We start from the raw sequence: 15,361 nt of genomic DNA, 5'->3' as shown, positions 1-15,361 counted from the left end.
ATTTAAGGTAGTTATATGAGTAACGACAACGTAAAAGCATTATGCAAGCATTTAGAACAAGAAATTTCTTGGGTTGAGTCACTTAATGATTTATTAGCGGAAGAAAAAGGACTTTTGGAAACTCGCCAATATGCTCAAATGGAGGAGTGTGCCAGTAAAAAGCAAGACTTATCCAATAAGCTAGAAAACAGCGCAAAGCAGCGTATAGCGATGATTAATCCTACAAATCAAGCAATTGATGCAGCAAACGCGCTAAATGCGTTTCTTAGAGAATGTCCCGAGACTGAAATAAACTTAGTAAAAACATTAAATAACAAACTAGCTCATGCTTTAACTCGTTGCCGTGACTTAAATACCGTAAATGGCCAAGTGATTGCGAATAATCTTTATGTTCGTCAGGAACTTGTAAATGCCCTGTCAGGGAATAAGCCAGATGCAGTGAGTGTTTATAATGCGCATGGCAATTTATCCTCTTCAAACGATACTAATCGACATCACGAAGAAGCATAATTTTAAATCCTATCCTGAAAACTGTAGCAACCGTCTTGAATTAAAATTCAAGACGGTTGCTACAGAGAAGAAAGTAAGTCTATCACCTACCGCATACGAAGTGCGCCATCCAAACGAATAACTTCACCATTCATCATTCCATTTTCAATAATATGCCCTACTAACGCAGCAAACTCTTCAGGTTGACCAAAACGTTTAGGGAATGTCATCGTTGAAATCAAATTATCCTGAACCTCTTGAGGCATATTGAGTAATAAAGGAGTGCCAATCAATCCTGGCGCTATTGTATTTACACGAATGGCAAACTGAGCCAACTCTCGTGCAGCAGGCAGAGTCATAGAGACAATACCTCCTTTTGAAGCGCTATAAGCCGCTTGTCCAATCTGACCTTCAAATGCTGCAATTGATGCAGTATTAATGATAACGCCACGTTCCTGAGATTTACTATCTAATTCCAGTGTATACATCGCATGTGCAGCAACACGCATTACATTAAATGTTCCAATAAGATTCACGTCAATGACTTGTTTAAATGCTGCCAATGGCATTGCACCTTCTTTACCAACAATACGTTTAGCTGGTGCTATTCCCGCACAGTTAATACAAACTCGTGGCGCACCAAGTTTAGCAATAGTTTGCTGCATTGCATCTTCCACAGAGGCCTCACTGGTTACATCACAATTAATAAATAGCTCAGCTTCACTTTGAGCGTCTTCTTGCTTATCCCAAATAGCTACTCGCATTCCCCGTTGCTGCAAATACTGAGCGCAAGCTTTTCCCATACCGGAAGCGCCACCAGTAATTAATGCTAGTTGATTTGTAAAATTCACTATAACTTCTCCGTAATTATAAAATGTGGATTGCAATGATGCTAAGCACCCCGAGAACCAGGGCGCCTCAGTAACAACTAGGATAAAAACTCTTTACTTAATTCTTTAAACTCAGGTGTTCCTGCCTTTCTTATCCACTCAAAAAATACCATTTCTGAAGTAATTAAACGAATGCCTTCTTGCTGCATTCGTTTCAAACCATATTTGAAATTGTTTTTTCCTCGGCTACTCACTGCATCCACAACAACAAAAACATCAAAACCCTGTTCTTTCATTTCCAAAGCGGTTTGCAGCACACACACATGTGCTTCCATTCCGATTAGAACTAATTGTTTTTTATGAAATTGTTTAAGGCGCTGAGTATAATTTGCATCACTCATACAAGAAAAATGAACTTTATCAATACATTCTTGCGAATTGAAATATTCCTGCAAAGGTGCAACCGTTGCGCCAAGGCCTTTAGGATATTGTTCGCTAACTAAAATGGGAACGGACAGTTTACGGGCTAGTTTTAAAAGCCACTCACATTGAGAAATGAGGGCCTCGCTGTGCATTACAGCAGGGGTAAGTTTTTCTTGAACATCGATTAATAATAACAATGACTCTTCTTTATTAAGTAACATCCCTATCTCCTTAAATGAGTACCCATCATCCCTTACTGTTTGGGATGATGGGAAAAAACTACGCTATGCTCCCGCAATATCAATAGTTTTCATAGCTACATCCATCTGCTTATTGCCACGCTGTACTGATACAGTGATTTTTTCACCAACCTTAATATCAGTCAACAAATTATAGAGTTCATCATAATTATTAACTGCATGACCATTAAGGGCAACAATCACATCACCTACCACCGTGCGTCCCCATGGATCACGATGAGTACCTTGCAAATGCGCTTGTGATGCAGGTGTACTCGGAAGTACCTCCGCAACTAATATCCCCTTGCGTACTCCTAAGCGCTGTGCAACATTCGGCGCAACACTGTGAATACCAATTCCTGACAATACAACCCGTCCATGTTTGATAATTTGTGACACAACACGCTGAATATCATCAGCAGGCACCGCAAATCCAATCCCTGCAGAAGCCCCTGAACGAGAAAAAATCATGGTATTCATACCGATTAATTGTCCAGCGCTATTTAATAATGGGCCCCCCGAATTACCTGGATTGATCGGTGTGTCCGTTTGGATCATATTACGAATAGTCACACCACCAATACCTGGAACTTGCCTACCTAATGCGGAGATAACTCCTTTAGATAAGCTGTGATCTAAACCATAAGGATTACCGATTGCAATAGCCTTTTGTCCAACAATCAAATCGATAAGATGCACAATTTCAAAAGGTTTAAATGATTTTAGCGTCGATAAAGCATTCGGTGATTTAACTTGCAATACCGCAATGTCTTTACGTGGCTCAGAACCAACTACTCGTGCAGGAACAGTCATATTGCCCAAAGTAATAGCCAGTTTATCAGCACCTTTAATTACATGATAATTAGTAACGATATGACCTTTATCATCCCAAATGATTCCTGAACCAGAACCATCAGGAACCTGCATTTTCTTGAAAGAATAATGATTAGTCACTGTTGCCAAGCGATGAACATAGACCACCTTAGGTGATGCCTGTTGAAATACTTGTACCGTATTTTGTTCATCTGGAAGAAGTGCATTTACATTAACGCTGTACGCAGGAACAGCCAAAATAGCACCTAAAATAAATCCTAAGCGATGTTGCCTCATTGTTGTAATACTCCACAGCAATTATAAAATTGTATGCATCCCTAAATGCAACGAGATTGTATTATACATTGGGCAAAATGTCACCACTTGGCGTAAAAGCACATCTTGACCCTCGCTTATAAGGCAAAAGAGACCGATGTACTTCTCACATTATTTCCTTGGCTGTTTTGTTCATCAAATGCCTGACGATGCAGATTAGAGCGCTCGTCAGGATTGTTAATCTCATGTTCTGCACGCTCTACTTCTTGTCTGGCACTATGCTCAACTCGGGTTTGCACCACAGCAACACTAGGTAAGGCACTCCCAGCCCCAAAAAATTGCATTAAAAATTGTATAGGTGCCATCAGCATGTCTTTAAACGACATGGTGCCTGCATCAATAAGTTTCACAGCAACCACTTCAGTATCATCAATATGACGTAAATAAACTTTCTCTAATAAAGCAGAATGTTGCTTGTAAATATTATCCAAATTGACGTTACTCGCCTTCTCCTGGTTTAGTAAATAGCGCTCAAAATCGGTATGTGTATCCCACAATATAGCCCTTCGCTTTTGTAATATTTGCAATTCACTGTCATAAAATGTGATTTTTTTATCAATTTCATCTCTTAATTTGTCACAAATCAATTTACGTTCTGGCGACACCTCTCCACTAGAAATGATGACCCCTGACTCTTTAATTGTTGCTTGTGCATACCGCTCTATAAGCTCTGTTTTTTTATTTAAAAGCTCTTCGATTTGATTATCTAAATACTTAATCGCATCCTTGTTGTCACCAAGCATTTGATAATGTGCAGTAAAACGTTTTTCATTTTGCATTTGTATTCGGATTTTCTCTAACTCACTCGCTTCCTGCGCTAATGCCCTACTTTGTGCTTCATCATTTAACTTTTTATCTCTACTCAATAATAATTGTCTAATAAACGCAGATGCAACCATTACCGTCCCAAATACTGCAGCACAAATAAGCCCCATAACCATCGGATCCATAATCTACTCCCTTACTGATACAAATGAATCAATTGAGTATGTATTTCAACTGCAAAATACTCATTAAATTGATGAAACGAATCAATCGCAGGCCATTGCTCAGATTGATTACTAATGCGACTCATCGCCGTGGAAAAGATCGGCTGATAGTAACTTTTAATAAAAGGCTTAATTTCCGTTAAATTAGAAAAATTCTTCACCATCACCGTGGCATTTTCTTCTAAATTAGATAAGTGGACTCGCTCAACTACCTCAACAAGCTCATTGTGGCCCTCAGCTGTTGATTTTAACCAATCAAGTAACGCCACTCGGGGTTTGAAGAGTAATAATTGTTTCCCTTCTTCGATGGAGGGTTCCATCAAAATAATATGGTTGTGTAATTCAAATCGGAAACAGCAAAGAAAATCTAAAAAATTAGTTTCAATCTCAGAACGCACACTGTCGCCTAACCATCGAGAAATCTCATGACGAAACATTTCAGGAAAACGTTTTTCTATTTCATTAAGGAGCGCATCATCTGATGCTTGTTTGAGAATAGTGTAGGCTGTATTGTCGATTTGCAATAAACGCAGATCAGGTAATTTAACCTCTGGTAATTGTGACGCCAGAAATGATAAAAAAACAGCCGTAGGCTTTAAGACTATTATTTCATATGACTTTTGGCGCATAATTATCTCCTTATTTGTATCTTTTTACACAAATCACAAAAAAAACCCCCTCTCTGCGATGAAATTTTCTCCGCGGATGAGGGGACTTTTAGTGGTATTTAGCTTGATCCTAGGGCCCGTATGCACTTCAAAATAGTAGAAATGTAAATAGGCCTTAATAAAACGATAGACCATGGACAGAGAGTTCGCGAATAAAATTTTAAAATTTTTTCCGCATCGTGTTCAGGTATTAATCATATTAAAATTAAGATATTATCTCCGCTGATTAACTAAGCAATGATTTAAGTGAATAATTTACCCGAACAATTTAGCAAGCCTTTGCTTGAATGGTTTGCCATCCATGGGCGTAAAAATCTGCCCTGGCAATTACCACGCAGCCCTTATCGAGTGTGGATTTCTGAAATTATGCTGCAACAAACGCAGGTACAAACGGTTATCCCCTATTTCGAACGATTTATGACGCGCTTTCCAAGCATTGACGATTTGGCTCAGGCGCATGAAGATGAGGTCCTATCTCTATGGTCCGGATTAGGTTATTACAGTCGAGCACGTAATCTTCATCGCACTGCACAAATTATTGCTTCTGAGTATCAAAGTATTTTTCCTAATCAACTTGAACTGGTTCATGCATTACCAGGAATTGGGGCTTCAACAGCAGCAGCGATTTTATCACAAGCGTTTAATCAGCCTACGGCAATTTTAGATGGGAATGTTAAACGAGTTTTAACACGTTTTTTTGCTATTAAAGGGCATCCTGAACAGGCCGCAATTAAAAAGCAATTATGGCAGCTTGCCGATGCTTGCATGCCTCAAGAACAATGCGCGGATTACACTCAAGCGATTATGGATCTAGGCGCTACCTGTTGCACCACTAAAAATCCTGATTGCCAACATTGCCCGGTACAAGATCATTGCCTCGCACTAAAATATAGAGAGCAACATTTATATCCCACCAAAAAAGTAAAAAAACCAGTACCCATACAGCAACAACAACTGTTGGTTTTATGTAATCATGAAGACAAAATCTATTTAGAAAAGAGACCACCCACTGGGCTATGGGGTGGTTTATGGTGTTTACCTAGTTTAGATGAAGGCAAATGCCCTCTTGATTTTATCCAGGTGGAATATGATTTAAACGGTGAATCACCTCAGCATTTGATTGCATTTAAACATCGTTTTAGTCATTTTCTTTTGGAAATAAATGCGCTGCGGATTAAAACGAAAGCATTAGGAACAAAATTGGCTGAACCCAAAGGTCAGTGGTTTGCAAAAGAGCATTTAAACTCTTTGGGATTGGCTAAACCAACGAGTAAGATTTTGGCTTTATTATAAGAAGTGCAGCCCGTATTAGTGCAGCCCGTATTAGTGCAGCGTAATACAGGCTACAGTCTGTAATTGCAAACGGGCGAAACCGATAATTAAAAAATCTTCGGCTCAACTACCGGAGTATTCATATTTCCATCCAGTATTTTCGCCGCCACGATGGCATCAGGCTGGCCTGCATTTGCAGCAGCACTGATCCAAAACCATGCTTTTTTACGATCTTCAACCACACCCTTTCCGTAATAATACATATAACCAACTGCATATTGCGCATCACGCTGGCCTTTTTTAGCTTCTGGTTTCAAACGTATAAATGCTGCGCGGTAATTCTCAACACGAAAATTAGTAATACCCTCGCGTAAATTGGTGGTGCTTGTCAGGCAAGCAGCTAATGCTGGAATAAACAGTACAACCATTAATAATTTTAAAGCATGTCTCATCTAATCTATTCCCCTTTTAAAGGCTTAGCTACCGGCTCAAAGGTTAATTCATTTTTGGGTAGGCTCAAACTTTCTAAAGCCCCCTGACGCTCAACCAGTACCCCATTGGCCGTAATTCGTTTGATTACTGCGTCACCAGGAATGGTGTCACCTATTTTATAGGTTTTCTCTTCCCCATTTGCAGCACGAATGATTACTTGTGAGTTATCCATATTACCAGCAAATAGGATTCCTACCAAAGTAACATTTAACATGGATTTTTTGACGCTACCATCACTTAAATCATTAGAAACATAAACACCAAAAAGGGATGCCTTAATAATGGCATTAAAAGAATCATCTTTCTGAGCCATTGGGAGCGCCCTATTACCCACTTCAGGGGCTATTTGCACTTTAATCGGCGAAAACCTTAGCGAAAAAAATTCCATAATAATCAACAAAGAAAAAAAGGAAATTAAAGCAATGGCAATCCATTGTGCATATTTACCTGACCATAAATAATGAAAATCAACCTTCATAGTTTCCTAAGCCTTGGATTAAACGCGATTTCAGGATAAGAATCGCATAAAATCAAAAGAAATCAAAATTATTGCAGCAAAAATGCCTCTAAAGCCACCAATTAAAGGATTATAGACCTTCGGCCTGGATCTTTGTAAAAAAGATCATGTTCATATTTAGACACTGTAATTAACTGAACAAATGAAATTCTCTATTTTAGATAGTCTGTTATTTGTCCAAAACAACCAATATTTGATGGTATTAACCCAAGCTACAAGTTAGGTTTTGATAAGAAATATCTAAAAACATAGTATGCCAGGGGTGTATAGAGCATAATTTGATTGATATTCAATCATGACCCTTTTTTACAAAGATCCCGGCCGAAGGTCTGATTTATTCATGTGTGATTACTTTTCAGTAAAAATAAATCATGAATTTCATGTTTTCACAAACTGTTAGGCCCTGCAAAGGGTCTTCTCCTTGATAATTCTAATCTAGATAAGCAATAAGGCCTAGTGTTCCGGAACTTGTGCTGTGATACAAAAACCACGTACAACAGTTAAGAGTATTGGATCGCTATCAAACTAATCATTCATTGTAGTGTCTAGAACGGCGAGAGCAAGCCCCGTAGTGCTGGTCAATTAACCTTCCGTGCCTTTTAATTCAGGTCTAAACAGACATTCCGCTTTTTTAGAAATTTTAACTTTAAAACCACTAGTTCGATTTAATTTATAATCGTTACCTTTTAGAACAGGCTTAAGAAATGCTTCTGCAGTACATTGATCCCGGCCAGGGGTCAAAATGGTAATTTGCTGGCCGAGGCCCCAAATAGACCAAAAATTGCATCTCAATTTCAAATCCACATCAATGTGGATTTATTAGACAATTATGCTTAAAATAAGCCATATTAAATGTATGGCAACTTATGTTAGCGGAGTACGAAATGGCAAAAAAGAGATCAACGGCCTATTTTTGGAAAACCATGGATAACGCAGGGTCTGCTTTAGATATATTATTAGCAAACCTTAGTATGAGTCATATCCCATATTATGCAAAAGAATATCATACGGCCTCGATACTCTATCCTTTTGCCCATACACTGCATGCTCTAAGAGATATTTATAATACTTTAGAGGGTATAGTATGGTTGTCTCACGCCTTATTTAATGAGCCTGAAACCTCTGTTCCTGAAGTATTGAAAGGTATGGCATTAGGTTTAGGAAGTATGCTTCTCAATTGTTTAAGTGCAATTGGCTCATTAGTAACTTTATTAACTAGAAGCTTAAGTACTCTCTTTTATTTAGGTTACCCTTGTAACACCGGCCTTTACATAGATGAGGATTTTGATTTGCGTACAATGACACCAGAAGGTGAGGATTGGTATGTTCAAAGTAGGACTTTAACATTATGATTGATCTCTACTAGCAATGCTGGGCCGTTTAGCCATATTGTACTTCTTATTCCACGGTTAAAAAATAACTTTATATTAATCCCTAGGCCGAATGAAACAACATACCCTACAATTTGTTTAAAATTCCCAAAAATTCTATAAAAGACTTAGAGTTTCAGAATTCTGTGAGGCAAAGTTCTATAGTTAATTAACTCATCAAAATATTGAATTAGGCCTGGTGTGTACATGCGAGGGTTTTAAAACAAGTTTTAGCCAAACATAATTCACTTAAGATGGTCTATAGAAGCATTTCCTCATAGCTTCTGCCATTTTTCTTTGAATTTCTGAAAATGGTAGTTCTTTGAGCTCATTCTCTAATTGTTTCTTAATTTCATTGTCTTGTGTTGCATGCCATTCTTTCCTTATTTCGGCCTCTCTTTTTAATAGGTTATCCCATTCTTTTTGATAATGATCTAATCATTCTATGCTTGATCGCCCATTTGGCCTGGTGTAATGAAAAGCCCCTGGCTTCCCCCAAGAAAGACAAGTAATTAAATTAAAATCTTGCCTCTTCAATAGCGAGCGCCTTACAAAAAAACAAAGTTGATTTATTTTGTCCACTTGGATATGATGCCGGCTGATTTCAGGAACTTGTGTATTAAGTAATAATCAACCTTAAAAGGAATATCATGTCCATACCACTACTTGGCAGCCGCACTTCCAAAATTAACCGCAGTAAAATTGCAGTTAGAAATGAGACTGATTAATTCAATTAAAGATTTAGTCCTTGAACTTACATTAGAGTAAAACAATCAAGTCCAAACACAAATTAGCCTTACTCAACAAATAAGGTTGTTGGCTATTTGTTCTCAAAGAATAAAGGAAATAGATTATGGAAGTAACGTTTTTTCCCGAGGAACCATCTGCTCGCGTAAAGTATAGTATGGCAGTGGTTAATAATTTACTTAATCAAATGTCAACATCTCCTACTCGCGAGAAACCCCTAATAATACGGGGTCTCAATGCTGTTCAAATGCGATATATATGGACTGCACTAATGGTTTGGGGAAAAAATCATCCTACATTGACATTTAGTTTTAACGAAATCAAAATTCTTAACGACCATGTTTTTCATCCTGGGCAAGAATATCAAATTGGTTTGTTGTGGTCTGATTTTACACCTACCTCTCTTTATAAAACTGAATTTAAACACTATTTAACACCGAACATGTTAATACCCGTGGAGTACCCACAGGCATTTGAGGATGTACCGGTTAGTTTGTACAAAACTATTGAAGAACAAGAACAGTTTAAAATTGAAGAAGCCCAAAATCCAGAAGAAGCTTGGCTGAAAAAGGAAGCCAAAATAAAGAAAGAAGCGTTAAAGCACGAAAATGACAATCTTCAAGAACAAACAGGTATTCTTGAGTCAGGAATAAAAGAAATCTCATTACAGCAAGAAAAAGGAAAACAAACGAAAGTTTCCTCCCTACTTTTCTTTGAAAAAGCGAATGAGATACCCTCTCTAAATCGATTAAGAACAATGGTTTTGTGTGAAGCTATTGAGAGTTATCTTTCGTGGCGAAATAATAAAAATGGAGCAAATAAGCGTGGATATAATGTAACTTCGATTACATGGTTATGGCATTATACCGTTTTTGGTGAAAATCGTGCTAAACAACTCATGCAACAGCTATTAGTTTCTCCTGACGATTGCCTAAATACCTTAAAAAAACATTTTTCAGATTACTTTAGTATTAACAATCATTCATTAGATACTTACCTATTAGAAGCCATTTGGGAAACAAACGTTTTATTTCCTATTTACGTGGAATTACCTAATTTGGGAACTATAACAGCAAGAAAACAGCTTTTAGATGCTATTTTGACGACTGACATGCTATCAGCTCCAGAGAATCAAGATACTCTTGTACCCTGTATTGTTACCTACCTTTTCTCTGAACTGCACATCGCACACAAAGATGCTATTCCTGATTATTTAGCACTGTGCCACCAATATCAACGACGTGAAGATGCAGATAATGAACTGTGCTTTGATGCGTTTGCTTTAATAGCCGAAGAAGGTATCAAAGAAGCTCTTCCGGTCTTGGAACGCATGGCACCTGAAGGCAGCACGAAACAACAAACCAGACTCAGTAGGATTTATCGCGACATTTTTAATAATGAACTCAAAGCAACTTACTGGGAAGAAAGGACTGGAAATATCAAAGAATTAGGATTTATGTAATATGAAGAATCTGTATCAGGTATTAGAAATATCAGCCAATGCCACTCCAAAAGAAATAAAAAGGGCTTATCGTAAGTTAGCTTTAATATATCATCCAGATAGGCCGGGTGGTTCTACCGAGCTAATGAATGAGATAAATAAGGCTTATGAAACTCTAAGCGACCCGGAAACGAAGACTGAATATGATTTAAACTGGAGCGTATTTCAACAGTTGGATGATGAGGCATTGAAGCCCGTGTCCGGTTATTTAACATCTAATGATGCCAGCTTGTTTTTTTCGTTCGCATTTAAACGAGAGCATGCAAATCTTGTTGCACTTGCGGAAAAACAAGGTGTGACGCAAGTCTTAGCTAAAACACGATTGACCCCGTTTAAAACTGACATCTACTCATACGATGAGCTAATTTATTCTGATTTAGTCGCGTATCTCAAAGCAAAGGGCTCTGAATCAAGCAATCTGATTTGCGATGAGACTCCTATTGAGTTAAATAAAAATATCGAAAAATCAACCACCTCTGAACCTAACGACATAAACCCTAATGAAACTAATGTAAACACGACGTCAAACCTATTTACACGTTTTTTTTCCAGTGTCACTGAATACTTTATACCCGAGGATTTCACTGAATACTTTATACCACCGGAAACGGAATACCCGAACCCTCCAGATGAATTTGAAGAAGAGAATATGGAAGAGCTGAATGCTCTATTCCCTAATGAATTTAATGTAGATACAGCATTAAACCTTTTTGCGCAATTTCTATCGGGTCATTATTACGGCAAACAGTTAAAAAAACTGCATACCTATTTTAACAAAAACACGGCTACATTGAAAAAGACTCATGTTGATGCGCCTGAGCTCCAAGTCTATGAAGCATTTTTTACTGTAATTGATATTATTGTAAATGAACGTCCAGTTCACCATTGCTTGGCTGCATTAGGAGGTATCGTTTCTTATGCAAAAGAATTACCGCAAATCAATCAACAAGGCTTTCTTACCCTGTTTTGCAATCCTTACTACAGAGCATTTTATGAGTATGTACAGCATGAGCAGTGGCATGATGACTACATCGATTTATTTACGTCTGATTTGGTAACGAACTTTGATGGTTATGAACATGGGGTAAAGAAATTCGAAGCATTGAAAGCCCAATTCATGGATTCCAAAGATACAAACGTATTGAACACAGCGAAACACATGAAGTTACTCATCAAACTGGAGACCGCTCTTCAAGCGTCTTCTCTGGAGCAAAATGCAGCAGACTATAGAGCTCATGCGTTTACTTTATTAGACTGGATTCCTGCGATAAAAGAATGCTTAACCCCCTCGCTTTACGCCAATTTATTTATTCAGATAGGCCTTAAATTTCAGCAAGCTTCTGTTTTAGAATCCGAATTAGCATTAAAACAAGCAGATGAACAGCTGGCTTTAAAAATGTACCTTACCGCTTTTTCTGTAACGGAAAAATCTGCCCCCGATCTCAGCTTATATGTGATGGCTTTGCTCGTAACCTTTTTGTCGCAATTCACTTGCGATAATGCTCTGCTTACAGAAGTACTGCCTGAGCTACAAAAAAAACATGCACTCCTTGCGGACGTTTTCCCTTGTTACGAACACACACGCTCTAATATAGAGCTATTAACACAAGACAATAAAATGCTTCCCTTGATGCGGCACATGTTAAATACGCTGTACCAGCGCTACCAATACAATCAAACGCATGCGGATGGGATTGCTCTGGAATACCAGGAAACCACCGTTCTTTATCAAATTTACGAAGCCTGCCTAAAAAACTGGTTTATGGCACATTATGATCCGCAATTCGAAAAAGATATCCGTTTATCCTTGATGGAAGAATTATTGCTGGATAATGGTTGGGGCTTCTTGGATGTAGAGCAACATTTAGACAGTGATTGGGTTATGGTTGCTCGTGATGCACAAGGATGGCTACAGCCCACCGATGCATTACCATTGAACCCCCAAATTCCGTCTTATAAACGTGTCGAAGGTTTTCAAGTCAATAACCAAACCGGCAACATTTCATTTTTTATGGAGCCTTGGTCCCCAGAGGATGAAGATTGGGAGCGTCTTTTTACCGGATATGATGTACAGGAAATGATGGTTAAAAATTTAGGCGCCGCCTTCTTCAGTTTAGATCCAGCCGATCCCGACAAACCCTATCATCCCTTTAATACCATGCGTTTTGCGCCCACAGGTCTTGCAGACAGCGCATTAATGGATACCATGTTACTGACCGATTACATGTTAAAATTCATGACGACTGGACAAGAAGTGCAAGGTACCTATCCATTTGACCGCCAGCCAATCGAAAATGCCTTGTCACATTTACCGGCTTATTTATGTGACATTATAAAACGTTACCGTGAAGCGGAGCACCATGGAACCATTCATCGGTTTTGGATTGAAGCCGAAGAAATCAACGTGGATACTCAGACTGATGAAGCGGATACCAGCACCAGCGTACGCCTAGGGGAAATGCGTATGGTGGTCAAAAAACACCGTATGGAGCGAGACATTCATGGCGAATTAAAGGATGTAAGCAACGAAGATGAAGGCTGGCCTATTTATGTACTCACCCCTGCAGAAATCGCCCGTGTACTAGGGAAACAACAAATAATTCCGGGTCATGCCATGATTTTTAATACGGAATCCAAAAAAGTTATTTATTGGGAGAATAATACACTTATCAAAGAACATGAGACAAAAATCATTCCGGAAAACATGACCCGCCTTTACCATCAGCCTCGAATTAACGGTTTAGTCGCGCTCACTAGTCAAAATACGCGTTTATTAGTGAAACTCACGCGTGATGTAGCGAAGCAAACAAAGATGTCTCACCGGTATTCACCTGAATTTATCTTTGCACATGACCTGACCCTTCATTACAATGAATTTGCCACGTACTTACCCGAGTTTGGCCGGCTTAGAGAATTGAGCCGCCTGGCGGTTATGGTACGCATGCTGGATAGTATGCGAGTAAGAAATAACCATAAAATAAATGCGATAACAGCACTTGTCAATCCTCAAGTGAATCCAGAGGATACAGAAACCTATCGCTATTACAAAAAGGCTTTTGATTCCATTCACCAATCCGTTACCACTCAGACCACACAGATTCGCAGTTCTCTTGCTGACATTGAAAACCAAAAAATACAGACATTGGATGCCTTAAAAAGAGAGCACGGTTTTACTACCAAATCTCAACAAGAGGATTTGGTTCGCTCTCTTGCAAGCGAATTTCACATGGCATCATCTATAATCGAACCGTTGGTAAAACAGTTTGCAGCTGGTGATTCCAAACCTTTAGCGAGAAAATTATGTGAGGCACAAAAGAAAACTACCTTGGAGTCGGTTATAGAGCAACTCTGCAAAAATACTCCTGGTTCTAGCAGGCAGGATTTTTATCATGCCTTAACGGAAAATCAGGCCACAGGGGATAAAACAATTGCCCGACGAGTATTTGCTGAGCAAACCAGGGACACACTGTTCGGGTATGAGCGCTTACAACGCTCATACAAGTGCCTGGCCTTTGCAGAAAAAGAAGTGCCCGAAGAAGATAATGAAGGGGTTTGCTACTGGGTTCCTGCCAGTATTAAGCACGAGGAAAAAGTATCAAGGGATGGTTTATCTCGTTATTCATTTTTTGTGTATGGTGGTGTAAACTTACAGGCTCGGGTTAATGTAAATCAAAACCCTGTGTCATTTAATCGCACAGCGATAACGCGAGGTTTTCAAGACCATCACATTGTCAGTAATAAAAACCGGCAAACAGCAAATCATCCTCTTTGGCAATTATCAGGAATTAATCCTAACTCCAGAGCAAATAAAATTTATTTGCCTACTCAGGCTAATCAACATCCGAGTCGCTCTATTCATTTAGGAAGACACACAAATGCCTATAGTGAACAGATAGCACAAAAAATGGATATCCTTTTAAAAAAAGGAAGGATCTCAGGGTGGACTCCGACACAATATAGAGAGCAAACTAAAAACATGTTGGCGGAGTTACGCCAAGAATTAAAAGGTGGTAATATTGCTTTAAATAAGCATCATCGCCCTTGGATTAAAAAATAATTATGGAGTTGAAATGATTTATTTATGGACTTCTCCCGATTCGATTAAAAATAAAGAAGTTGGATGTTATGATACAGAGCATTCCCCCGATCGATTTTTGCTCTATGATAGTATATTTTTAAAAACAGACGTTTTTGCTCCTGCCCCACAGGTAGAATTTATCATTCCACAAAAAAAAGTATTGGCCTTTGATTGTTTACCTAATAACGCAAGAATACCTTTAGTTAATACAAAAGTTAGAACAATTATTGAAGAGCTGGCTCCTAATGAGGTGCAGTTTATTAATGCAGATCTTCATTGTACGGATGGCACTTTAAGTAATACATATTTTTACATCAATGTATTGCATGCCATTAAATGCCTTGACCATGAAAAGTCAGTTTATACAAAAATACCAGGAGAAGAAGATATTCTTTCGTTTAAACATGCTGCTTATAAAGAAAATGCCTTAAATGGCTTTCATATTGCCAGGGATATTGAATATTTTGTGAATCTTCTTGTTAATGAAGAGATTAAAGCGGCTTTTGACGAAGCAAAAGTTACTGGAGTTAAATTAATTCCTCCAGAAGATGTCAATTGGTATTGAGTAAAAATCAGGACAAGGAGTTTCAGCACACA

14 protein-coding genes are annotated in these 15,361 nt (G+C 38.5%); 6 read left to right on the top strand and 8 right to left on the bottom strand.

The genetic code is table 11. The features are described from left to right. Positions 1 to 15: 15 nt before the first annotated feature. Positions 16 to 510, top strand: a complete 495-nt coding sequence (locus J2N86_RS05480) for a flagella synthesis protein FlgN (protein ID WP_252581481.1) — start codon at positions 16 to 18, stop codon at positions 508 to 510. 86 nt (positions 511 to 596) lie between these two features. On the opposite strand, the gene J2N86_RS05475 is transcribed toward J2N86_RS05480, so the two are convergent. The 5 genes from J2N86_RS05475 to J2N86_RS05455 all read right to left on the bottom strand — a co-directional run bounded on the left by J2N86_RS05475 (position 597) and on the right by J2N86_RS05455 (position 4,748). After that, positions 597 to 1,340 carry an SDR family NAD(P)-dependent oxidoreductase gene (locus J2N86_RS05475; protein WP_252581478.1) on the bottom strand — a complete coding sequence of 248 codons (744 nt, stop codon included), beginning with the start codon at positions 1,338 to 1,340 and terminating at the stop codon, positions 597 to 599. Between the two features lie 77 nt (positions 1,341 to 1,417). Continuing rightward, positions 1,418 to 1,963 (bottom strand): isochorismatase family protein, encoded by a 546-nt coding sequence (locus J2N86_RS05470; protein WP_252581475.1) that lies wholly within the window; start codon positions 1,961 to 1,963, stop codon positions 1,418 to 1,420. A gap of 63 nt (positions 1,964 to 2,026) precedes the next feature. Further along, positions 2,027 to 3,091, bottom strand: coding sequence for a S1C family serine protease (locus J2N86_RS05465; RefSeq protein ID WP_252581472.1), 1,065 nt, complete (start codon positions 3,089 to 3,091; stop codon positions 2,027 to 2,029). Between the two features lie 116 nt (positions 3,092 to 3,207). After that, positions 3,208 to 4,080 (bottom strand): hypothetical protein, encoded by an 873-nt coding sequence (locus tag J2N86_RS05460; protein ID WP_252581470.1) that lies wholly within the window; start codon positions 4,078 to 4,080, stop codon positions 3,208 to 3,210. Between the two features lie 11 nt (positions 4,081 to 4,091). Then, entirely contained in the window at positions 4,092 to 4,748 is a 657-nt protein-coding gene (locus J2N86_RS05455; protein WP_252581467.1) for a hypothetical protein, read from the bottom strand. 285 nt (positions 4,749 to 5,033) lie between these two features. Here J2N86_RS05455 and mutY point away from each other — a divergent pair, with 285 nt between their 5' ends. Beyond that, the gene (gene mutY / locus J2N86_RS05450; RefSeq protein ID WP_252581464.1) at positions 5,034 to 6,080 is read left to right on the top strand and encodes an A/G-specific adenine glycosylase; all 1,047 of its coding nucleotides are present in this window, start codon (positions 5,034 to 5,036) and stop codon (positions 6,078 to 6,080) included. A gap of 86 nt (positions 6,081 to 6,166) precedes the next feature. Here the strand turns inward: mutY and J2N86_RS05445 are convergent, their stop codons facing one another. The 3 genes from J2N86_RS05445 to J2N86_RS05435 all read right to left on the bottom strand — a co-directional run bounded on the left by J2N86_RS05445 (position 6,167) and on the right by J2N86_RS05435 (position 7,860). Next, positions 6,167 to 6,511 carry an SEL1-like repeat protein gene (locus tag J2N86_RS05445; protein WP_252581462.1) on the bottom strand — a complete coding sequence of 115 codons (345 nt, stop codon included), beginning with the start codon at positions 6,509 to 6,511 and terminating at the stop codon, positions 6,167 to 6,169. A 5-nt stretch (positions 6,512 to 6,516) separates the two neighbouring features. Next, complete coding sequence (locus J2N86_RS05440) at positions 6,517 to 7,029, bottom strand: type II secretion system protein N (RefSeq protein WP_252581459.1); 513 nt, start codon at positions 7,027 to 7,029, stop codon at positions 6,517 to 6,519. 621 nt (positions 7,030 to 7,650) lie between these two features. Continuing rightward, positions 7,651 to 7,860, bottom strand: coding sequence for a hypothetical protein (locus tag J2N86_RS05435; RefSeq protein WP_252581456.1), 210 nt, complete (start codon positions 7,858 to 7,860; stop codon positions 7,651 to 7,653). Between the two features lie 92 nt (positions 7,861 to 7,952). Here J2N86_RS05435 and J2N86_RS05430 point away from each other — a divergent pair, with 92 nt between their 5' ends. The 4 genes from J2N86_RS05430 (at position 7,953) to J2N86_RS05415 (ending at position 15,329) form a co-directional block, all read left to right on the top strand. Further along, a complete protein-coding gene (locus J2N86_RS05430) occupies positions 7,953 to 8,420 on the top strand; it encodes a hypothetical protein (RefSeq protein WP_252581453.1) in 468 nt (155 codons plus the stop codon). Positions 8,421 to 9,291: 871 nt separating this feature from the next. After that, positions 9,292 to 10,647: a hypothetical protein gene (locus tag J2N86_RS05425; RefSeq protein ID WP_252581451.1), complete on the top strand. Its 1,356-nt coding sequence runs from the start codon at positions 9,292 to 9,294 to the stop codon at positions 10,645 to 10,647. A gap of 1 nt (position 10,648) precedes the next feature. After that, positions 10,649 to 14,743 carry a DnaJ domain-containing protein gene (locus J2N86_RS05420; protein WP_252581448.1) on the top strand — a complete coding sequence of 1,365 codons (4,095 nt, stop codon included), beginning with the start codon at positions 10,649 to 10,651 and terminating at the stop codon, positions 14,741 to 14,743. Between the two features lie 13 nt (positions 14,744 to 14,756). After that, on the top strand, positions 14,757 to 15,329 hold the full coding sequence (locus tag J2N86_RS05415; protein ID WP_252581447.1) for an Imm43 family immunity protein: 573 nt from the start codon (positions 14,757 to 14,759) through the stop codon (positions 15,327 to 15,329). Positions 15,330 to 15,361 lie beyond the last annotated feature (32 nt).

The sequence above is a fragment of the Legionella lytica genome (assembly GCF_023921225.1).
GTDB classification, from domain to species: Bacteria; Pseudomonadota; Gammaproteobacteria; order Legionellales; family Legionellaceae; genus Legionella; species Legionella lytica.
This window is presented reverse-complemented; position numbering and strand designations above follow the sequence as displayed.